The organism is Acinetobacter sp. V89_7, from assembly GCF_029967895.1.
Taxonomy (GTDB): domain Bacteria; phylum Pseudomonadota; class Gammaproteobacteria; order Pseudomonadales; family Moraxellaceae; genus Acinetobacter; species Acinetobacter soli.
Genome location: NZ_JASCAJ010000025.1, coordinates 136,389 through 156,758 on the forward strand (window position 1 = coordinate 136,389; position 20,370 = coordinate 156,758).

At 43.7% G+C, this 20,370-nt stretch carries 18 protein-coding genes and 7 tRNA genes; 15 read left to right on the plus strand and 10 right to left on the minus strand.

All coding sequences use genetic code 11. From position 1 onward, the window contains the following. Window positions 1-27: 27 nt before the first annotated feature. The 3 genes from dapE to QLG00_RS07365 all read right to left on the minus strand — a co-directional run bounded on the left by dapE (window position 28) and on the right by QLG00_RS07365 (window position 2,424). The gene (dapE, locus tag QLG00_RS07355) at window positions 28-1,161 is read right to left on the minus strand and encodes a succinyl-diaminopimelate desuccinylase (RefSeq protein WP_004935190.1); all 1,134 of its coding nucleotides are present in this window, start codon (window positions 1,159-1,161) and stop codon (window positions 28-30) included. A gap of 118 nt (window positions 1,162-1,279) precedes the next feature. After that, window positions 1,280-1,423, minus strand: coding sequence for an entericidin A/B family lipoprotein (locus tag QLG00_RS07360; protein ID WP_088459345.1), 144 nt, complete (start codon window positions 1,421-1,423; stop codon window positions 1,280-1,282). 131 nt (window positions 1,424-1,554) lie between these two features. Next, window positions 1,555-2,424 carry a DUF1853 family protein gene (locus QLG00_RS07365; protein ID WP_088459344.1) on the minus strand — a complete coding sequence of 290 codons (870 nt, stop codon included), beginning with the start codon at window positions 2,422-2,424 and terminating at the stop codon, window positions 1,555-1,557. Window positions 2,425-2,565: 141 nt separating this feature from the next. Here QLG00_RS07365 and QLG00_RS07370 point away from each other — a divergent pair, with 141 nt between their 5' ends. The 10 genes from QLG00_RS07370 (at window position 2,566) to QLG00_RS07415 (ending at window position 5,022) form a co-directional block, all read left to right on the plus strand. Continuing rightward, on the plus strand, window positions 2,566-2,979 hold the full coding sequence (locus QLG00_RS07370; RefSeq protein WP_282470729.1) for a YbaN family protein: 414 nt from the start codon (window positions 2,566-2,568) through the stop codon (window positions 2,977-2,979). Then, the gene (gene elsL / locus QLG00_RS07375) at window positions 2,966-3,475 is read left to right on the plus strand and encodes a cell wall-recycling L,D-carboxypeptidase ElsL (protein WP_282470730.1); all 510 of its coding nucleotides are present in this window, start codon (window positions 2,966-2,968) and stop codon (window positions 3,473-3,475) included. Before QLG00_RS07370 ends, elsL begins: the two co-directional genes overlap by 14 nt. Before the next feature lie 190 nt (window positions 3,476-3,665). Continuing rightward, window positions 3,666-3,741: transfer RNA gene (locus QLG00_RS07380), tRNA-Val, on the plus strand. 24 nt (window positions 3,742-3,765) lie between these two features. Continuing rightward, window positions 3,766-3,842: transfer RNA gene (locus tag QLG00_RS07385), tRNA-Asp, on the plus strand. A 46-nt stretch (window positions 3,843-3,888) separates the two neighbouring features. After that, window positions 3,889-3,965: transfer RNA gene (locus QLG00_RS07390), tRNA-Asp, on the plus strand. 46 nt (window positions 3,966-4,011) lie between these two features. Then, window positions 4,012-4,088, plus strand: a tRNA-Asp gene (locus tag QLG00_RS07395). A gap of 21 nt (window positions 4,089-4,109) precedes the next feature. Continuing rightward, window positions 4,110-4,185, plus strand: a tRNA-Val gene (locus tag QLG00_RS07400). A 38-nt stretch (window positions 4,186-4,223) separates the two neighbouring features. Next, window positions 4,224-4,300, plus strand: a tRNA-Asp gene (locus QLG00_RS07405). 98 nt (window positions 4,301-4,398) lie between these two features. Then, window positions 4,399-4,474, plus strand: a tRNA-Val gene (locus tag QLG00_RS07410). Window positions 4,475-4,557: 83 nt separating this feature from the next. Then, window positions 4,558-5,022 carry a DUF2750 domain-containing protein gene (locus tag QLG00_RS07415; protein WP_004935204.1) on the plus strand — a complete coding sequence of 155 codons (465 nt, stop codon included), beginning with the start codon at window positions 4,558-4,560 and terminating at the stop codon, window positions 5,020-5,022. Here the strand turns inward: QLG00_RS07415 and QLG00_RS07420 are convergent. The 4 genes from QLG00_RS07420 to yccS form a co-directional block, all read right to left on the minus strand. Further along, window positions 5,019-5,825 carry a YdcF family protein gene (locus QLG00_RS07420; RefSeq protein ID WP_282470731.1) on the minus strand — a complete coding sequence of 269 codons (807 nt, stop codon included), beginning with the start codon at window positions 5,823-5,825 and terminating at the stop codon, window positions 5,019-5,021. The genes QLG00_RS07415 and QLG00_RS07420 overlap by 4 nt on opposite strands. A gap of 110 nt (window positions 5,826-5,935) precedes the next feature. After that, window positions 5,936-8,554: a sulfite reductase flavoprotein subunit alpha gene (locus tag QLG00_RS07425; protein ID WP_282470732.1), complete on the minus strand. Its 2,619-nt coding sequence runs from the start codon at window positions 8,552-8,554 to the stop codon at window positions 5,936-5,938. Between the two features lie 158 nt (window positions 8,555-8,712). Further along, window positions 8,713-9,273 carry a YcxB family protein gene (locus tag QLG00_RS07430; RefSeq protein WP_004945714.1) on the minus strand — a complete coding sequence of 187 codons (561 nt, stop codon included), beginning with the start codon at window positions 9,271-9,273 and terminating at the stop codon, window positions 8,713-8,715. Between the two features lie 91 nt (window positions 9,274-9,364). Further along, window positions 9,365-11,539 carry a YccS family putative transporter gene (yccS, locus tag QLG00_RS07435; protein ID WP_282470733.1) on the minus strand — a complete coding sequence of 725 codons (2,175 nt, stop codon included), beginning with the start codon at window positions 11,537-11,539 and terminating at the stop codon, window positions 9,365-9,367. Between the two features lie 146 nt (window positions 11,540-11,685). Here yccS and QLG00_RS07440 point away from each other — a divergent pair, with 146 nt between their 5' ends. Continuing rightward, window positions 11,686-12,897, plus strand: a complete 1,212-nt coding sequence (locus tag QLG00_RS07440; RefSeq protein WP_282470734.1) for a multidrug effflux MFS transporter — start codon at window positions 11,686-11,688, stop codon at window positions 12,895-12,897. Window positions 12,898-12,957: 60 nt separating this feature from the next. Here the strand turns inward: QLG00_RS07440 and QLG00_RS07445 are convergent, their stop codons facing one another. Next, entirely contained in the window at window positions 12,958-13,662 is a 705-nt protein-coding gene (locus QLG00_RS07445; protein ID WP_282470735.1) for a nitroreductase, read from the minus strand. 374 nt (window positions 13,663-14,036) lie between these two features. Here QLG00_RS07445 and gltS point away from each other — a divergent pair, with 374 nt between their 5' ends. The 3 genes from gltS to QLG00_RS07460 all read left to right on the plus strand — a co-directional run bounded on the left by gltS (window position 14,037) and on the right by QLG00_RS07460 (window position 17,974). Next, window positions 14,037-15,272, plus strand: a complete 1,236-nt coding sequence (gltS, locus tag QLG00_RS07450) for a sodium/glutamate symporter (protein WP_004935218.1) — start codon at window positions 14,037-14,039, stop codon at window positions 15,270-15,272. A 138-nt stretch (window positions 15,273-15,410) separates the two neighbouring features. Further along, on the plus strand, window positions 15,411-16,886 hold the full coding sequence (locus tag QLG00_RS07455) for an alanine/glycine:cation symporter family protein (RefSeq protein ID WP_034440484.1): 1,476 nt from the start codon (window positions 15,411-15,413) through the stop codon (window positions 16,884-16,886). A gap of 137 nt (window positions 16,887-17,023) precedes the next feature. Continuing rightward, window positions 17,024-17,974 carry a patatin-like phospholipase family protein gene (locus QLG00_RS07460; RefSeq protein ID WP_004935221.1) on the plus strand — a complete coding sequence of 317 codons (951 nt, stop codon included), beginning with the start codon at window positions 17,024-17,026 and terminating at the stop codon, window positions 17,972-17,974. A 14-nt stretch (window positions 17,975-17,988) separates the two neighbouring features. On the opposite strand, the gene QLG00_RS07465 is transcribed toward QLG00_RS07460, so the two are convergent. After that, the gene (locus QLG00_RS07465) at window positions 17,989-18,567 is read right to left on the minus strand and encodes a DJ-1/PfpI family protein (RefSeq protein ID WP_151815709.1); all 579 of its coding nucleotides are present in this window, start codon (window positions 18,565-18,567) and stop codon (window positions 17,989-17,991) included. A gap of 269 nt (window positions 18,568-18,836) precedes the next feature. Between QLG00_RS07465 and sbmA the strand changes: the two genes are divergently transcribed. Further along, window positions 18,837-20,039 carry a peptide antibiotic transporter SbmA gene (sbmA, locus tag QLG00_RS07470; protein WP_282470736.1) on the plus strand — a complete coding sequence of 401 codons (1,203 nt, stop codon included), beginning with the start codon at window positions 18,837-18,839 and terminating at the stop codon, window positions 20,037-20,039. 63 nt (window positions 20,040-20,102) lie between these two features. On the opposite strand, the gene QLG00_RS07475 is transcribed toward sbmA, so the two are convergent. Then, a complete protein-coding gene (locus QLG00_RS07475; RefSeq protein ID WP_025094528.1) occupies window positions 20,103-20,294 on the minus strand; it encodes a hypothetical protein in 192 nt (63 codons plus the stop codon). Window positions 20,295-20,370: the final 76 nt, after the last annotated feature.

The window sequence follows — 20,370 nt, forward strand, 5'->3', positions numbered from 1 at the left end:
AAAAGGGCTCCGAAGAGCCCTTAAATATCAAGTCAATAAATTTTCAAGAATCTGCTCATAAATCTCGGCCAAAGGCTCCAGATCGGCGACATTAACGTGTTCGTTGATTTGATGAATAGACGCATTTAAAACACCCAGCTCAAGTACTTGCGCGCCAGTCGGTGCAATAAAACGGCCATCAGATGTACCGCCGCTAGTCGAAAGTTTGGCATCGACACCGGTAACATTTTTAATGGCAGTGGTCGCGGCATTCACCAATTCACCAACAGGAGTCAAAAATGGTAATCCTGAGTGCGTCCATGAAATATCATACTCAAGGCCATGACGCTGTAAAATTTCCAGTACACGTTCTTTAAGCTGTTCGGCAGTCACTTCAGTCGAATAACGGAAATTAAAGGTAACAGCCATCGTACCGGGCACCACATTGGTCGCACCAGTTCCCGCATGAATATTTGAAATCTGAAAAGATGTTGCCGGAAAATATTCGTTACCGTGATCCCACACAGTCTCGCAGAGTTCGTGAAGGGCAGCAGAGGCGAGATGAATCGGATTACGTGCGAGGTGAGGATAGGCCACATGACCTTGTTTGCCTTTCACTGTCAGAACGGCATTTAATGAGCCACGACGGCCATTTTTAATAATGTCACCCAACTGGCTGGTACTCGATGGTTCACCCACTAGGCACCACGTCATTTTTTCGTTACGTGCTTCGAGAGTTTCAACCACTTTTACCGTACCGTTAATTGATGGGCCTTCTTCATCAGACGTAATCAAAAACGCAATAGAACCCTTGTGATCTGGATGTTTTTTTACAAAGCGTTCAGAGGCCACCACCATGGCTGCTAGTGCGGTCTTCATATCGGCAGCACCGCGCCCATATAAAATACCGTCGCGAATTTCAGGTTGAAACGGATCGCTGTTCCATGCCTCAAGGTTACCGGTAGGAACCACATCGGTATGGCCAGCAAAACAGAACACAGGATCTTGAGTACCGCGGCGCGCCCATAAATTGTCGACTTCGCCAAAGCGCATGTTTTCAATATGAAAGCCAACGTGCGCAAGACGTTTGGCCATCAGCGCCTGACAATCATAATCTTCAGGAGTCACAGAGGGGCGGCGAAGTAAATCTAAACTGAGTTCGAGAGTATCGGAAGGGTTCATACCAAAATTTGAGTCTGGAAAAATCTAACTCAATATCATAGGTCAAACATCAACTAATGGGTATGCTCAAATAAAAAAACCTTATCAAAAAGATAAGGTTTTTTTGCTTCAAATAAAATTAGATTTTATTTTGAGTTTTTTGCGCAGTGTTGGTTACCGCATCACCAGCGCTTGATACATCTTTTCCGAACCCCTTAAAGGTGTTACAGCCAGTTAAAACAAAAGCAACCATAATTGACGCAGCTAAGATTTTTTTCATCATCTGTCTCCACTTTAGATTTAATTCTGATGTAACTAGAGATTAAAAACTAAACGTCTAAAAGAACATTACTTTTTGATAGTAGAAACGTTAATAAATGTTTCAAAGAAGAATTATTCTTAAGAATTATTATTTTATTCAAACATGCCGGGCACCCAAGGCACGGCTGGCGCCTGACGAAACATATAGCAATCTGCCGGATTTTGTGTATTCACATAAAGTCCATTGCTCCACCATAAAGCAGGTGTGGTTGAGCCATGTAGTTGTGGACACATCCATTCATGACGTGTCAGCCGGCGAAAATCAGCTTGAGTCTGAAAGCCCCAGTATCCAATGCGCCTATGCGAATTTAGCCACTTAGGGAGCTTGGGGTGTTGCATGTGTTGTGGACTATATAACTGACCTTTGAGTACGGCAAAGCGCTGATCAATGCGATGACCCAGCGCCTCTTCAAATTGAAATTGACGTTCGGTGAAATAAGCCAGTTTTTTCAATAAGGTATCTTCACGGTTCAGACCATACCAATAAGGCAAGCTTAAATCTTTTTCACCTAAATAGTATTTGAGTGCAACTTCCCAGTGTTCAATACGTTGCTCAGTCGTGTTATAGACCAGAAAATCCAGCTCACCTATGGTTTGCGTGCCCTTCATTTTTTGAATGCTGTGTCCGATGAGTTTATATGCGTGATAATCAGTATCGAGCAACCAAAACCAGAGCATATATTCAAAACGCAGCCCAATACGGGTACTGCGCAACTGACCTAAAAACTCCAATAACGGACTAGGATCTTGATCTAGCGCTTTTAAACGTTGCACATAATGGTCGTACTGTTGTAACCAAAAGGACGTGCTATGCAGCTCAAAGGGCGTTTCTAAACGCAGTTCTTCAGGCACCTGCGAGATGATATTTGGACTAGCCAACGTAAAGGCAAGATGACGTACACAATCGTGTTTGAACTGAAACCAAGGTTCATGTTGATTCAAACATGAAGAAAAATAAGTCATTTATAAATCCTGACGTCATCACTTGAATTATAATACTCGTGAGCACAGCTTAATAAAACCTGTCCATATATTTTTGGCCAATTGACTCCGCAGTGGCAAGGTACTCACAGAGACACGATTTTGCAGAGCAGGATTGCAACAATGAAGACACTATTCTGGCGTACCTTAGTGGTGATATTTATCATACTTGGTATTATTGGTGCAATTTTACCGGGTATGCCCACCACTGTATTTCTTATCTTGGCGGCTTGGGCTGCATCTAAAGGCTGGCCAGAAATGGATGCTTGGTTGCTAAATCATCCCAAATATGGTCCCACATTGCGCGACTGGCGTGCTCACGGCACAGTTCCCCGTAAGGCCAAATGGATTGCTTCCATCATGATGCTGATCAGTGGCATTCTGATGCTATTTACCAACGCGCCACTTTGGGTCAAAATTTTCACCGATAGCATTATGTTGATTGTTGCGATTTGGTTATGGTTAAGACCTGAACCCACTTCAGCAGCGTTAAACTCTAAAGTCCATTCTCCACCCACAGAAAATGATCATGTTTAATTTGAATACTGCCGATATTGTGGTTGATCTGGCATCACAAACCCTCTATTTACTCAAACAGCATAAGACTTATCCGATCTCCAGTGGGAAAAATGGGATTGGAGAACAGGAAAATAGTGGCAAGACTCCTCGTGGATGGCATCGGATTGCAGAAAAATTTGGTCATACTGCACCAATCAATGCCGTTTTTATTGCACGGCAGCCTACCGGAGAGGTGTATAGCGATACACTTGCCGCCGAATATCCAGATCGTGACTGGATTTTAAGTCGCATTTTATGGCTCGATGGGCTAGAAGAGGGTTTTAACCGAGGTGAAGGCTGTGATTCTAAGCAGCGTTATATCTATATCCACGGTACACCAGATACGCAGCCCATGGGGATTCCGATGTCGCATGGCTGTATTCGAATGCGAAATACAGATCTGATTGAGCTATTCGAAGTCATTCCTGAGCAGGCGCTGGTGTATATTTCAGAAATAAAAGTGGAAATGTCGTAATATTTTTTTAGAGTTCATCTGTATGATTTTGCATGTAATGTTTAAATAAAATACAGAATTTGCTGGTTTTTTAGTAAAACAACCTATTTTTTAATCACTCGATAGAGTTTTTTAAAAAAGTCGGTGAAAAGCGTTTGACACTCTGTGAAGTTTCTCTATAATGCACCTCACAAACGATGAAGACGTTGAAGGGCGCTTAGCTCAGTTGGTAGAGCGTCTGCCTTACAAGCAGAATGTCGGCGGTTCGATCCCGTCAGCGCCCACCAAGCTCTTCATGTTAAGACTCAAGTGCAGCGGTAGTTCAGTTGGTTAGAATACCGGCCTGTCACGCCGGGGGTCGCGGGTTCGAGCCCCGTCCGCTGCGCCACTTAAGTTTTAATCATCGTTTGCCACAAAAGTGACTTTGTTGAAGTGCAGCGGTAGTTCAGTTGGTTAGAATACCGGCCTGTCACGCCGGGGGTCGCGGGTTCGAGCCCCGTCCGCTGCGCCACTTAAGTTTTAATCATCGTTTGCCACAAAAGTGACTTTGTTGAAGTGCAGCGGTAGTTCAGTTGGTTAGAATACCGGCCTGTCACGCCGGGGGTCGCGGGTTCGAGCCCCGTCCGCTGCGCCACTTTAAACAAGACACCTTTGCGGGCGCTTAGCTCAGTTGGTAGAGCGTCTGCCTTACAAGCAGAATGTCGGCGGTTCGATCCCGTCAGCGCCCACCAAGTTTAGTGACCATATATCTCGTATGAGATAGTGTAGTGCAGCGGTAGTTCAGTTGGTTAGAATACCGGCCTGTCACGCCGGGGGTCGCGGGTTCGAGCCCCGTCCGCTGCGCCATTTCCTTGATTCCCTGATCAAGAAAATGTATGATTCAAGGACTGCATCACGCAGCACTTGAAAAGTTAAAAATTGAGTCCTTCAGTTTTTATCTCTCAGGGCGCTTAGCTCAGTTGGTAGAGCGTCTGCCTTACAAGCAGAATGTCGGCGGTTCGATCCCGTCAGCGCCCACCATAATTTCTCATCTCCTTATTGCGTCATCTATAAATTTTTCATAAAATTCAAGTAGATCTTTTTTCTGTTACTGATGAATTTTCATGAGAAATCCGTACCAACGCAAAGCTGCATCAGTGACTTCCGAGCACACCACATTACAACCAAAAGAACTTTATAAGCAGTTTATTGAAAGCATTGTGGCGCAGCGTCAGTTAATGGCATTGTACGATGATGGCTGGGCCCTGTGCGGCACTCCAAACGGTCAGCAAGCGTTTGCGATATGGCAAAATAAGGGGCTAGCACAGCTCATGATTAAAGGGGCTTGGGAAAGTTATCAAACCCGTGAAATTCCTTTATTGAATTTTGTACAAGAAATTATTCCGTATTTACGTGAAAAAAATACACTGTTGTCCTTAAATCTTACACCCGAAGGTCAAAATATTCTGGTGCGCCCTGAAGCCATGCTACTCGATATCAAAAACTACTTGTATCAGTTGTACGTGCAGCAGCCTCAATTATTTGAAGATATTAAGTTGCCAAAACCTCGAACGATCCGTTTAAATTAGTACTCGCGTAAAATCCAGCCACTAATAAAGGCGAAGTATTCGCGTAGCCATGTGTTATAGCGGCTCAAAAGGGGAGTAGGTGCACTGAGCATGATCGGCTGTTGATAGCCTTGTTTATGTGCAATGGCCTTTGAACGCAAGATATGAAAATCGCTGGTTGCCAGTACAATAGGATCTTGCAAAGAAATATGTTGCTGCTCAAGAATAGGCCGACTGTTTTTAAGGTTGAGTTCGGTACTGGTACTTCGATTTTCAAGTGCGACTGGATTCTTCAGCATCGGATATTTGCGCTGTAAATACTGAGCCATTACTTCGGCTTCGGTTTTTTGCTCACGTGCATCTAGTCCGCCACTTAAAATGATCAATGCTTGAGGATGGTGTTGAGCATAGTATGCCGCACTGATCAGGCGTTCGGCTAAAATGGCCGATGGCTGTCCATTTTCGACGCCACTCCCCAGTACAATGATGGCACGGGGTGTAGAGATTTGAGGTGTGCTAAAAGATTGTAGGCTCAAAAAAATAAAAAAAATGATCACGCTGGCCAGCCATAGCCAAAATGCAGTCCAGCCCAAATAGATCCAGCGTAAAACACGTGGACGATGTGCAAATTTTTTTAATAAAGTAGGGCCATACAGGCTGCTTAGCGTTAAAAAGATACCAGTAGCACAGGTGACTTGTACACCAAAATGACTTTTATTTAGTGCAATCAGCGCTAATCCGTCTATAAGTAAAATCAAACCTAAACCGAGTACCAATACACGCCCCAGCGTATATGGATGGTTGGCTAAAGTCACATGCTGCATAATCAAGCCAAAGTCAAATATAAAAGATCGGCTCATCATAGCAAATAAAAAAATGCCAGCACTATGCGCTGGCATCTCGTTTTGGTCATTATTGAATTTGCTACATTATTTTAGTAAACATCACGTCGATAACGACCTTGTGCTCTAAGCGCATCGAGTTGAGTTTCACCTAAAATATCGGTGAGTGCCTGATCGACACCCGATGCCATGCCCTCGATACTGCCACAAACGTAAATGACAGCATCTGCATCAATCCATTGTTTTAAAATCTGTGCCTGATCTCTCAAGATATCTTGAACATAGCATTTTTGTGCCTGATCGCGTGAGAACACCAGATCCAATCGTTTCAACATACCTGTGCTTTGCCATGCGCGAATCGTATTTTCGTAAAAAAAGTCACATGCTTGCTGGCGCTCACCAAAAATCAGCCAGTTTTCCGTATAGTCGTGACGAATTCGGGCATGTAATAAGCTCATCAAGCCGGCAATTCCAGTTCCATTTCCAATGCAAACAATAGGGCGGTTGTCATCGATGAGATGAAACGAGGGGTTGGTACGAATACGCAGGGCCACAGATTCACCCACGCTTAAATGTTCGGTTAGCCAGCCAGAGCCCAAGCCCAATTGACCATTTTGATCAAACTGCTGGCGAACGGTTAATCGTAATACTTGCTGGCTTGGAATACTGGCAATTGAGTATTCGCGAGTCGGTAATACAGCAAGTTGTTCGAGTAAATGTTCCGGATTGGCAAATGGTTCGACATCAGTGCTTAAATCACGATTCCAAAGTGCTTGAGCCAGCTTACTTTCAACGCTCTCTACATAAGTTTGTGCGGATAACTGATGCTTTTCTAGAAAGGCCTTCACTCGTGCAGGCGAGTTACCCGGTTGAATCTCTGCAATATCACCAGCTTGCCAGATGCTATCATTGGCTGTAGTAAATTCCAGATTATATGCAGATGCACCTTGGCTATTGGGATTTAAAAGCTCACGCTTGCTCAATCTCCATTCATCAAAGATTTTTTCGATGTTCATCGACTGAAGTTCAAGTTTGGTGGCACTGGCCAGTGCCGTGTTCCATTTTTGAATGTCATCAGGATGAGCATTATTAACTTCAATTACATCAAACAAGGCATGTGCACCAGACTGTTTCAACCATAGGTCGACCCGATGGCCAAAGGCACAGTAGCTGTCTGGATATTCTTTTGACCCCAGTGCCAAAATGGCATAGTTGAGATGGTCCAAAACCATTGATGACTTTAAGAATTTTTTCTCGAAGTTGCTGGCCAGATCTGGGGCTTCGCCTGTGCCATAGGTGCTGAGTACAAACAAAATTTGTGGTGAATTTTTGAAGTCACTTTCGGTTAATTGCTGAACCGGTCGAACCTGAACGGGTTGATGCGCTTCTAGTAGTCGTGTTGCAGTGCGCCATGCCAGCTGTTCCGCCACACCCGTTTGAGAGGCATACGTGATGAGCCAAGGCGTTGCATTTGGATCGATATAATGATCACTGACATGCTGGCGTGCAGCCAAGGTTAATTTTTTCTGCTTACGGCGTTTTAGATACAGCATCCAACCCGTCACAAAAAACAGCGGCATCGCCAAAGAAGTAAGCATTGCAAAAAAGTGGTACACTGGGCCAAAGAAACTGCCGCGATGGACTGGCAACATGCTACTCATGATTTTTTCATTGAGTTTTTTGTCTTCATACAGCTCTAATTTTTCAATTTTACCCGTCCCATAGTGATAGACGGCTGAGTTACGGGCGCGTTCATGCTGTGGTGTTGCATCTATGAAAGAGAGCTCAATCGTTTGATCGGCTTTTTTAGGTAAATTGAGCGTAATAGACGAATAATCGCGGCCAAGTTGGGTGTTAAAACCAGTCCATGTCTTGTTCAGTGCATCATAAATTTGTGCAGAAGAGAGTTGTTCGCGAGATTCACCGCGGCCTTCACCACGATGTTCTCGTCCTGCATGGCCTTGTTGAGGCTGACCTTGCATCCGATTTGTCACTTGACCTTGTGCATTACGAGGTCCGGCCTGCATTTGTGGTTGTGGTCGTTCAACACCCATCAGCTTAAACATACCGTCACGCCACCAGTCATACGACCAATACAAGCCCGTACATGCCATCAATAAATAAAATACCACCACCCATGTACCTATAACGGCATGCAGATCCCAAATAAAATTGCGCCCTTTAAGTTTTGGCTTTACAAACAACCACTGACGCCATGTGTGACGTTTTGGCCAGCGTAAATAGAGTCCACTGAGTACAAAAAAGATCAAAATTAAGGTACATGCTGCCGTAATTTGCTTGCCCACCGGCCCGAACGTTAGGTTGCGGTGTAACTGCTGAACAAATTGAAAGAATCCACGTCCCTTGATTTCAGGCAGTACCTCAGCCGTATAAGGATTCACCATCATGTTATAGCCGCGACGTTCACCTTCTTTTTGAATATTTAAGGTGGAGGAGGCGGTTGCATCTTTGGCGATAGTAATACTATTGATTTTTAGATCGGGCTGACGCTGCTCAAAGTGCTGATACAACTGTGCAGGTGTGAGTTTAGGCGTATGTTGCGCCTGAACAACATAACTGTCCTGATTAATGAGTTTTAAAATCTGCTGGTCGTACGAATAAATCGCACCCGTTACTCCCATCAACGCAAGGATAAGACCCGCACTGATCCCCAAAAACCAATGAATCTGGAAAAAGACTTTTTTTAACATGGCTGTAAACGCAAAATTAGAGATTTAAATTTTGCTAGAGTATAGCTCAAGATTCGTTAGATAATATGGATTTTCGAGATAATATTAATTTTCATTATCATTTAATAATACAGATAAAAAAAACCTCCGCGTACGGAGGCTTTTTTTAGGTTTTCAAATTAAAACGATTTTGCATCACCGACTTGTTCGTTCAGGTGCTTACGAATGGTATTAAATGAAAAATTCTTGGTGTCCATACGCTTTGGAAGCAAATATGCACCTTGCTGTCCTTTTACTTTAAAATTCAGTAAGATAAAATCTGGAGTGTTATACCATTCATAGATGTCTTTCCAGCCAATGGTGCCAACACCTTCTTGGCCATTCATCTGCTGACGCATTACAATACCGTGTGGCTGCACGCCCAAACGAACACCTTTAATTTCCTGAACTGGAAATTCATTCATTTTGCGTTTTACATACCATTCTAGGCCATACTTCCGCAGTACGAAGTACAACACCACACAGATGATGGCAACCCAGCAAAAAATGGTGGAATAGTTTTTAAGAAGAATAATCCCTGCGATAGACAGTAGTAAAACCACTGCCATGATGATCCATGCTTTTGTGCTGATTTTATTGGTGCTACGCCAAATCTTAAGCTGAGCATCACGTTGTTCAGCTTCAGACACTTCGTAGTTAACAGGCTGTAGCGTATAAGCGTATAAAGTTTTCGCGGTCATAGTGCAAATGCAATTAGTGAATTTTAAACTCGCCAAAGTTTAGCATTAAATCACGCCAATCCGTGAATATATTGTGCCATTTTCATGCGATTTACAGCGATGCCAATTCGGTGGCGGCATCATCCCGATCATGACTCAGGCTTTGCTTGAGTGTACTGAGCTGATTCAAAATACTGTACATCAGGGAAAGCTGCTGCAAAATAATAATAGCCAGTTGATCTTCTTCACTATTTTGCTTTAAACGCTGCCGAATGGTTTGCAGCATATTCTGTGCGGTTAGCCCGGGCATTTCATCTCTGAGTAAAGCCCCTTGAATGTCGTCTAATGCTTTATCGAGTAGATTGAGAATCTCTTGATCATCAATCTTTTCACGATGTGCACCCAGCGCAGCAATATAACTGAGAAAAGTATGATGTAAGCACAGAAATTCGAATGCCAGATTTTTTTGAATCGGATCAAAATCAGGTTCGGTCGCAAGGGTAGAAATTAAAGATGCCACATCTGCATCGGTATTGTGCGCAGTGCGGCGCGCAATCCGATAGCTCAGACCATGATTACGACCATGATGATACTGCTGCACCACATCGACCAGATAATTACACTGCGCCTGAATGGCACGGCGAATGGTGCGCGGTAAGCGTCGAAACTTCCAGTCTGGCCAGATGAAGCTAACGCCCAGCCACGCCAGCGCGCAGCCGATGAGGGTATCGATCATGCGTGGTAATCCCGCAGAAAAACCGAAGCCATCTAAATTAAAGTTAATCAGCGCCAAAATGGTAATAAAGGCTGTGGCTTGTGCATACTGTTTACTGCGCAGTTCAAAAAACAACACGCCACTCAACACCAAAATCAGCAACTGACCTTCAAGTGAAGGAACAAAGTATAAGATCGCAATACCAATAATGATGCCGACCAATGTACCCACAATTCGTAATCGCAGTCGGCGTTTGGTGGCATTAAAATTAGGCTGACAAACAAACAGCGCAGTCAATAGAATCCAGTAGCCGTATTGAATACCGGTTGTTTGGACAAAAATGTAGCCTACAAACAACACCACAGAAAGTCGAACAGCATGACGAAATAACACCGACTCTGGTGTTAGGTTTTGACGAATCCGCACAATGATATCGTTCCAGCCCTTAAGATCGTCGTCTTTAAGCTGATGATCCATCTGCTTCACTTTATCTAAAGCAATATTACGTTCGGTTTCTAAATTACGTAACTGTGCATCGATACCTTTCAAATTTTGATAAAGCGCATACAGCGCATTGACCCAAAGCGGATCATAAACCTGATCGTGACGTAATTTCCCCAAAGACTGTTTGAGATTTTCAAAGGTGTGTTTAAAGCGCTTGTTATGTTTGTAGGGTTGCCGCTTTAAAATACTTTCGCTTAAATCCTTGCAGGCTTTGCCTTGTATGGTCAAAATACGTTGGAAACGAAACAAAATGTCGCTGTGCTGAAAAATTTTACTCAGTTCTTGATAATTGATATGCGCCGAGTCTGCGCGCTCATGAATATCTTGTGCCACAAAATAATATTGCAGGCTGCGTCGGGTGTCTTTTTGTCCGCGATCGCCTTTGAGTCGGGTGAGCAATGAAGCTTTTAAATCGTTAAAAATCCCGACCAGTTTGCCGTTTTCCATCGATAGATCAATCAAGGATTGCTGATAACTGTCAGGTGTCATATCGACATCGAATACACTGGATTTAGCAAATAAAAAATCACCCAGCGATGCATAGCAGGCCGATAATTTATCTTGTACGGGACGAATCGGAAATAACAAGAAACTAATCGTGGCGATCAAACCATACCAAGCTGCACCGCACACTAAAAGAGCAGGTTGCATGTACCATTCTGGGAAAAGGTGTACGCCGAGCATCGAGTAAACCGACACCACCAAGCATCCATAGGAAATAGTGGTGTATCGGCGCCCTAAAGAGCCCAATAAAATCCAGAAAATACAGGCCACAATCAACCCCAGTGCAAATGCCACCGGATGTGGAAACAAAAGCTGTACCGAAGTTGCGGCGGCAAAAAAGCCCACGTAGGTATAGATCAGATTCATGATTCGAACAGAAAAGCGGTCGTCGATATCACTCAAGCCAGCGGCAACCACACCGAGGGTGAGCGGAATAGTGGCCAGTTGATAATCGAGAAAATAGGGCACAAAGGCAGTGCCTGCAAATGCAATCAGCATCCGAAGGTTATACATCAGCGAAGTGTTATAAGTCGCTTGTTTGAGTTTGGAAAACCAAGAGTTCAAGGGGATTCCTTTAAGCTATTGAGTGAAAGACACCTCCCTGCATGCACGTCAGGTTGAGTCATCATCGTTATTATTACTCAGTGAAATCATACTATGGACAGTGTAAGCTTGTCTTCACACTCCGTATTTAATATTAAAATGTGACTATGTCCGAAAGTAGATTACCCGGTCAATATTCAATTGCGTGGATTATGCTGCTGGCCCTTTTGACCGCACTTGGGCCGCTGTCGATTGATATGTACTTGCCAGCCTTACCACAAATGGCCAGTGATTTTGGAACCACCACGCGTATGGTGGCCAATACCCTGCCTGCATATTTCTTAGGTTTGGCAATCGGTCAACTTGTTTATGGCCCGATCAGTGACCGAATCGGCCGTAAAGCGCCGTTATATGTTGGACTCACTTTATATGTGGTGGCCAGTGCATTATGTGTATTGGCGCAAGATGAATGGTCGCTTATTTTAGCCCGACTGGTACAGGCGCTGGGCGGCTGCGTGGGTGTTGTGATTGCACGTGCTGCCATACGTGACAGGCTCGATGTACAAGGTTCGGCACAGGCCTTCTCAAGTATGATGATTGTGATGGGGATTGCACCGATTGCAGCGCCAGCGCTGGGTGCAATGGTGTTGGAGTTTTTCCATTGGCAGGCTATTTTTTGGTTACTCGCACTGATTGGCTGCGTATGTTTATTGTGCATTCATTTCTTCTTTGATGAAACTTTGGCACCTGAAAAACGCTTAAAACTTAGCCCTTATCAGGTGGTGACTTTATATGCCGCGATTTTTAAAGATACCAGTTTTCGTTTCCCGATGTTGGCGGGGTGTTTAACTGGTGGGGTATTGTTTAGTTATATCAGTTCAGCATCTTCTGTTTTAATGGATCAATATGGTTTGGAGCAGCAGCAGTTTGCCTATGCGTTTGGCTTTAATGCCTTAGGAATCATGATTGTCTCTTCCATCAATAAAAAGCTGGTATCCAAACTTGGCACCATGACTCGGCTTAAAATAGGGGGGTTCATTCAGCTAACAGGTGCAGCGTTAGTACTTTTGAGTGGCCTGATTTCAGATGCGCCAATTGCAATGGTGATGGCAGGTTTGTTTTTAGCTGTTTCAGGGCTGGGGATGACTGGACCTAATGCCATGGCGCTGGCAATGTCGAGACAAGGCGCCCGTGCAGGTACAGCCAGTGCCATTATGGGCAGTATGCAGTTTGGCTGCGGTTTATTGGGTGGTGTAATTTTAAACTTTCTGGTTTGGAATGCCCTACTGAACATGGGCATCATGATGATGCTATTTTCTGGCGCAGGAGTAATCGCGATTTTTGCTGTCGCACGTCAGCTTAAGCTGCAAAAGGCTTAAGCCCTCAAATAAATAAAAAAGACCTGCATATTCAGGTCTTTTTTGATTGAGTCGATGGATTTAATCTAAAAACTGGGTAAAGCTCTCGACGCTTTCACGTGGTGTAATAAAGGTATTCACAATATGATCTGGGTCTGCATAGCCTAAAGCCACCGTACAGACCAGCTCTTCATCTTCAGATGCATGAAGTACATCAAGCACAATCGGATGAAAATGATTCCATGCAGCTTGGGGACAGGTATCTAGTCCACGGGCTTTGGCAGCAATCATGACGTTTTGAATCATCATGGAAATATCCATTTTCGATCCGACGCCCATCATTTTATTGACGGTAAAAAACAGTCCAACCGGTGCATCAAATAACTGGAAGTTACGTAATTGCTGTTGGGCCATTTTTTCTTTTTCGCCCTTTTGAATATTGAGTAATCCATACAGGCCCCAGCCATTTTCACGGCGGCGATCAATAAAGGGTGAAATCCATTTTTCAGGATAATAAGCGAATGTTTCCTGATACTGCTCGGCGTGGCTTGGATCATTGGTCAGTGCGATTTGAGCGTCACATACTCGGCGAATCATGGTGTCGCGTGTTTTGCCAGTGACTACATACACTTTCCATGGCTGAGTGTTGGTCCCCGACGGTGCACGGCTTGCGACTGCCAGAATATCTTTGATGATTTGAGGTTCAATGGGGGTGGGTAAAAAAGCACGAACCGAATGTCGAGACGTAATGGCTTGATCGACCAATTGAACTTGCTCGGACTGCATGGGCGTTCCTTATCCGTTTTTTAATGCCTCCACTATAAAGGATTCATCTGCAATTTTTAAACCGATTTTATAAAATCAAAAACAGACTGTAGTGGATAAACTGCAACTGGAACTATGAAAAAATGAGTGATATTGCGTAAAAAATCGCCACAATTACAGCAAAAATACGGTGTCTACTGTAATGGTATACTATACTGAATAGCCTGTGATTTTTAGCTTTGCTTCAAATCAAACGGTTTGTTCTTATCTGAATTCATCTTTCTGTTTCACTTCTTTTGGGTAATTGTTCTCAAGGTTCCGTTTAGTCATCTTTATCATTCACATATTAGAAGAATGAAAATCGATTAAATGCTTGAGAGTTAAATGGAAAATATATGGAATTTACATTTAATGCCTTTTATACGTTGATTGCAGCGGTCATCGTATTACTTTTAGGGCGATTTTTAGTCAATAAAATTGACTTTCTGAGACGTTACAACATTCCTGAACCAGTCGCAGGCGGCCTTGTTGCTGCGCTGTTGTCGTTGGTGGTACATTCGATCTGGGGCTACAGCATTACTTTTAGTAGTGAACTCCAGACCAGTTTTATGCTGATTTTCTTTGCTTCGATTGGTTTAAGTGCGCACTTTGCCAAGCTCAAAGAAGGCGGTATTGGGCTGGTAATTTTCTTGGTCTGCGTTGCTTCGTTTATTGTCGTGCAAAACTTGGTTGGCATGAGTCTGGCCACCTTGCTGGGTATCGATCCGTTAATTGGACTGATCGCAGGTTCGATTACACTTACAGGTGGGCATGGTACTGCAGGGGCGTGGGGAGAAATTCTAGAGACTCAACATGGTATTCAGGGCGCTTTGGCACTCGGCATGGCCAGTGCGACCTTTGGCTTGATTATCGGCGGGATTATTGGCGGGCCTTTGGCCAAGTTTCTGATTCAACGCCATCAATTGTCGCATGCTCGAACCGACGCACAAATTCGTAATCGAGATACGCATGTTGATGAGCATCCTGAAAATCTTGCGCCATTTGAAAATCCGCATCAAGTACGTCTCATCACGGCAGACAATGCCATTACCACATTGGGGATGTTTGCAGCGTGTCTGGCCTTTGCAGAATTCATGACCGGTTACAGTAAAGGCACCTGGTTTGAGCTACCTACATTTGTGTGGGCGCTTGGCGGCGGCGTCATTTTACGTAACGTATTGGAAAGCATTTTTCGTGTCGATATTTTTGATCGCGCGATTGATGTATTCGGTAATGCATCGTTATCGTTGTATCTGGCCATGGCACTTTTATCGCTCAAACTCTGGCAATTGGTCGATTTGGCTGGTCCTTTAGTGATTATCCTTGCAGCACAAACCTTAACAATGGCATTATACGCAGCTTTCGTGACCTTCAAGGTCATGGGCAAGAATTATGATGCTGCTGTTCTTGCAGCAGGGCATTGTGGTTTTGGGATGGGGGCAACGCCTACCGCCGTCGCGAATATGCAAGCGATCACCAATATGTATGGGCCATCTCATAAAGCTTTTTTAATTGTTCCACTGTGTGGTGCATTTTTTGTTGATTTAATCAATGCGACCGTAATTCAAGTAATTCTTAAGTTTTTTGTGTGAAACTAGAGAAATGATTTAGGGCACATTGATTCAAAATGTCGATAAATAAAAAAGCCTCTGATTGTAGAGGCTTTTTTATTTATTTAGTGGGATTTAGATAGACACCATAGTGATATGGTAAACACAAGTGTTTCAGATATGAATGAACAATTAACTGCAACCCTGATGTCTTGGGTCAGCTTTTTTAATGATCCTTTATGGGATTTTCTGGTCGTTTTCTTGCTGGCAGCAGGTACGTTTTACACCATCGCAACCAAAGCGGTGCAAATTCGTATGTTCTGGCAAAGTATTCGAGTCATGAAGGGAAGCCGTAAAGACGGTGAAGATGAACACGGTATTACACCGTTTCAGGCCTTTGTAACTGGTCTTGCAAGCCGTGTTGGGGTTGGAAATATCGCCGGTGTGGCGATCGCGATTGCGTTAGGTGGGCCTGGCGCAGTGTTTTGGATGTGGGTAACTGCGTTATTGGGTATGAGTTCGGCATTTACCGAATCTACACTGGCTCAGTTGTTTAAAGTCCGTGACACGCAAACTAAACAGTTCCGCGGTGGACCTGCCTACTACATTACTCAGGGATTAAAGAGTAAAACATTCGGCTTTGTGTTTGCCATTTCTCTTATTTTTACCTATGGTTTTGTATTTAACTCAGTACAAATCAATGCGATTGCCAATGCAACCTCGCACTCTTGGGGCTGGGATAAAGCCAATATCATCTTGCCTCTTGGCGGCCTCAACTTCGAAGTATCTTGGGTTGGCTTGGCCTTGGTGGTATTGGTGGCAATTGCCATTTTTGGTGGTATCAAACGGATTGCCAAATTTGCTGAAATGTTTGTTCCAATTAAAGCAGGTTTATATTTGGCGGCTGCACTATATATTGCAGTCATCAACTACGATATTTTGCCTGATGTTTTTAAACTGATCTTCACCGAAGCATTTGAGTTTAAAGCAGCGGCAGGTGGCTTTTTTGGTGGAATGATTTCATTGGCCATGATGCAGGGCATCAAGCGCGGTCTATTTTCAAATGAAGCGGGGATGGGTTCTGCACCGAACGCCGCTGCTGCATCGGAAGTGAAACATCCAGTCGATCAGGGCTTGGTACAGATGCTCGGTGTATTTGTAGATACCTTCATTGTATGTACCTCAACGGCATTGATTATCCTGATTTCGGGTGTTTATCACGACGGTGGCACCATTGGGGTTGAAATGACCCAGCGTGCGCTTGAATCACAGCTAGGTAGCTGGGGCGGTGATTTTCTTGCGGTATTGCTATTTTTGTTCTGTTATTCGGCTGTGCTGGGCAACTATGCCTATGCAGAAGGCAATATGCAGTTCATCAATAACAGCCCGAAAGTCATGTTCATCTTCCGTATTTTTGTATTGTTCATGGTTTACTTCGGCGCAATCAGCAGTGTTCCGTTGGTTTGGTCGATGGCCGATTTGTTTATGGGTATTATGGCGACCATCAACCTGATTGCGATTTTGTTGCTCACGCCATTTGTTCGTAAGCTTCTCAAGGATTATCGTGAACAAATGAAAAAGGGAATCAAAAACCCTGAATTCAAGATTGATCAATATCCTGAGATGAAGAAAAAAGTCGATAGCGATATCTGGTAATTAAAATTCAAAATAAAAAAGCAGTCTGTTTCACAGGCTGCTTTTTTTTGAGCTGATATAAATTCGATACAGCTTTTCTTGTAACTTGCGACTAAACTTGCCAAACAAAAAAAATAGGATAAAGGTTTTTTATTGCAATGAGATGTCTGTCTATTCTACTGTTTGGATTTTCCCTGATACTTGCAGGGTGTCAACACGCACCCGTAGAAAAGCATCAACCAATTGCGCAGCCTTTACTAGAAACACAGCGTGATCAGGTCGCAGCTTCCTTTGCATCGATCAAGCAGCAACGCCCGGTTGTGGCGCTGGTCTTGGGCAGTGGTGGTGCGCGTGGCTATGCACACATTGGCGTGATTGAAGTACTCGAACAGCATGGTATTCGTCCAGACTTTATCGTGGGCACCAGTGCAGGCAGTATTGTGGGCGCGATTTATGCAAGCGGAAAAACATCGAGTGAGTTACGAGATATCGCGCTTAATTTAAAAGTGGGCGATGTGCGTGAACTGACCCTCGATAAAAAAGGCTTTTTTGATGGTAAAAAAGTTGAAGATTATGTCAATCAGCAAGTTAATCATCAGCCACTCGAGCACATGAAAATTCCGATGTTTGTGGTGGCAACCGAGCTTAAACAAGGCAAACAAACTATTTTTAATCAGGGTAATACCGGGCAAGCCGTCCGAGCGTCAATTTCGATTCCGAGTATGTTTGTACCTACAAAAATTCAAAATAAAGAATATGTCGATGGTGGACTGGTCAGCCCTGTACCGGTCGAAGTTGCCCGATCACTCGGTGCAGACGTCGTTATTGCAGTCGATATTCTGGCACAGCCCATCCATACAGAAACCACCAACATCTGGGGACTGTTTAACCAGAACATTAATATTATGCAAAACCGTTTGGCGGATGAAGAACTTAAACATGCTGATATTGTGATTCAGCCAGAACTTTATGAAAAAGCACATATCTTTGATGTAAAAGAACGTGAGGCCACCATTCAGGCGGGCATCAATGCTGCACAAAAAAAATTAGATGCGATTCAAACGGCGCTTGATCTGCATAATGTCGATGCGCAAGCCAAGCAGCCGTAAAAACAAAAATGGTATTAAAGCTGAACGGTTGCTCCCAAGGCTTTAATAAATTGTGCCAGCCACTCAGGATGGGCAGGCCATGCGGGTGCGGTAATCAAATGACCATCAGTCACGGCATCGGTCACGGAAATATCGGCAAAGGTTCCACCAGCCAGTTTAACTTCGGCAGCACAAGCGGGATAAGCCGAACAGGTTTTACCTTTTAAAACGTCTGCTGCTGCCAAAATTTGTGCACCATGACACACCGCTGCAATCGGTTTTTTGGCCTGATCGAAGGCCTGCACAATGGCAATCACGCGTGCATTCATGCGCAGATATTCGGGTGCTCGTCCACCCGGAATGACCAAGCCGATATATTGATCGGGCTGTACGTTTTCAAAATTATAATTGATGGCAAAATTGTGACCGCGCTTTTCACTGTAGGTTTGTTCACCTTCAAAGTCATGAATGGCTGTAGCGATATGATCGCCTTCAATTTTATCTGGACACACCGCATGCACGTCATAGCCTAAAGCAGTTAAAAACTGAAAAGGCACCATGGTTTCATAGTCTTCTGCATAGTCACCAACCAACATGAGAATCTGTTTTGTCATTTTAGGGTCCTGTTATGATTATGTGTTGTGATTTTCGCTTTTATCATACGCTTTTCACGTTGCAAAAAAATGAGTTTTTGAGCTGGCTCAATGGCGATATTGTATGAAGATGCTTTGGTGCTTGCACTTGTTACAAAAAATGATTAAAAGAACAGGAAATTGGATCAATCTACAACGAGACGATAAATATCGTTTAGGTTAAATTTAAGTTTCGCGCTTTAGGCTTGATTCAAATGCGACGATTCGTCATGAAGGAATAAAAATTTACCATGTTTAAATCATTTTTTCCAAAACCGAAATGGTTTGTTTTATCCCTCATTTTTTGGTTTGGTATCAATCTGCTGCTGTGGTACTCGGGTGGAAAACACTGGGGCGAATTTGTTGGCTTTCCTAAGGGCTATGCCGATGCGGAGCTGGCGGTAAGTGTTGCACGTTTTTGGTCTCCCGCATTTATATGGTTTTATATCTGGTTTTTTATCGCAACCGCGCTTTTTGCTGGGTTCTGGAAAATGCTGTCAGACAACCCTTGGCAACGCTGGTCGATATGGGGAAGTGCATTTATTTTATTTAATATCTGGTTTGGCGTACAAATCAGTGTTTTGGTCAATGCGTGGTATGTCCCATTTTGGGATCTCATTCAGAGTATGCTGACCAATGGTGGCGGTAACATTATGGATTTGTATAAAGAAACTCTAGTTTTTCTTTATATTGCCATGGTGGGGGTAACGCTGGCTGTCGTGAATTCCTTCTTTACCAGCCATTACGTCTTTCGCTGGCGTACTGCAATGAATGATTTCTATACAGCGCATTGGGATAAGCTCCGCTACATCGAAGGTGCCTCACAGCGTGTGCAAGAAGACACCATGCGTTTTGCCACTATTATGGAAGACTTGGGAGTTGAACTGGTCAAGGCCATGATGACCTTGATTGCCTTTTTACCGTTATTGTTTCAGCTTTCCAAATATGTACCCGTCGTTCCGATTATTGGTGAGCTTAATCATTCGTTGGTTTGGGCCGCCATCGTTTGGGCAGTATTTGGTACGGTACTTTTGATGGTGGTCGGGATTAAATTGCCTGGCTTGCAATTTAATAATCAAAAAGTGGAAGCGGCCTATCGTAAAGAGTTGGTCTATGGTGAAGATCATGCTGACCGTGCTAGACCCGCAACACTGAAAGAATTATTTAGCCGTGTGCGTACAAATTACTTTCGTCTTTATTTTCACTATGCTTATTTTAACTTGACTGCGACTTGGTATGGTCAGTTAGATATTCTCTACAATTTGGTTGTGTTATTTCCATCGATTGCAGCGGGTAAACTAAGTTTGGGTTTGATCAATCAAATCGGTGGAGTATTCAATAAAGTACGTGATTCATTCCAGTATTTAATTAATTCGTGGAAAACGATTATTGAGTTGCTTTCTATTCGTAAGCGTTTAAAAGCATTTGAATCAATTTTGGATCAATCATCCTAATCAAAAAAGCCTTCAGTACAATGAAGGCTTTTTTGATGTTTAAAGCGTTGTTTGATATTTGATTTAGCGGCGGTCATCCCAACCACGATGATCATAACGTCCACGATCATCCCATCCACGATGGTCTCGATCATAGCGACCATGGCCATCTCGATGATGAGGACCATCGTAACCAAATGGATCGACTACACAGCCTGCTGTGAGTACGGTTGATGTCACCAGAACGCTTGCGAGTATCGCTTTTAATTTAGTCATATTTACACCCTTGACCTTGTTTTATAGGTCTATGATGCGACATGCCTAGCCAGAGAGTAGGGAGAAATGAGAGGAG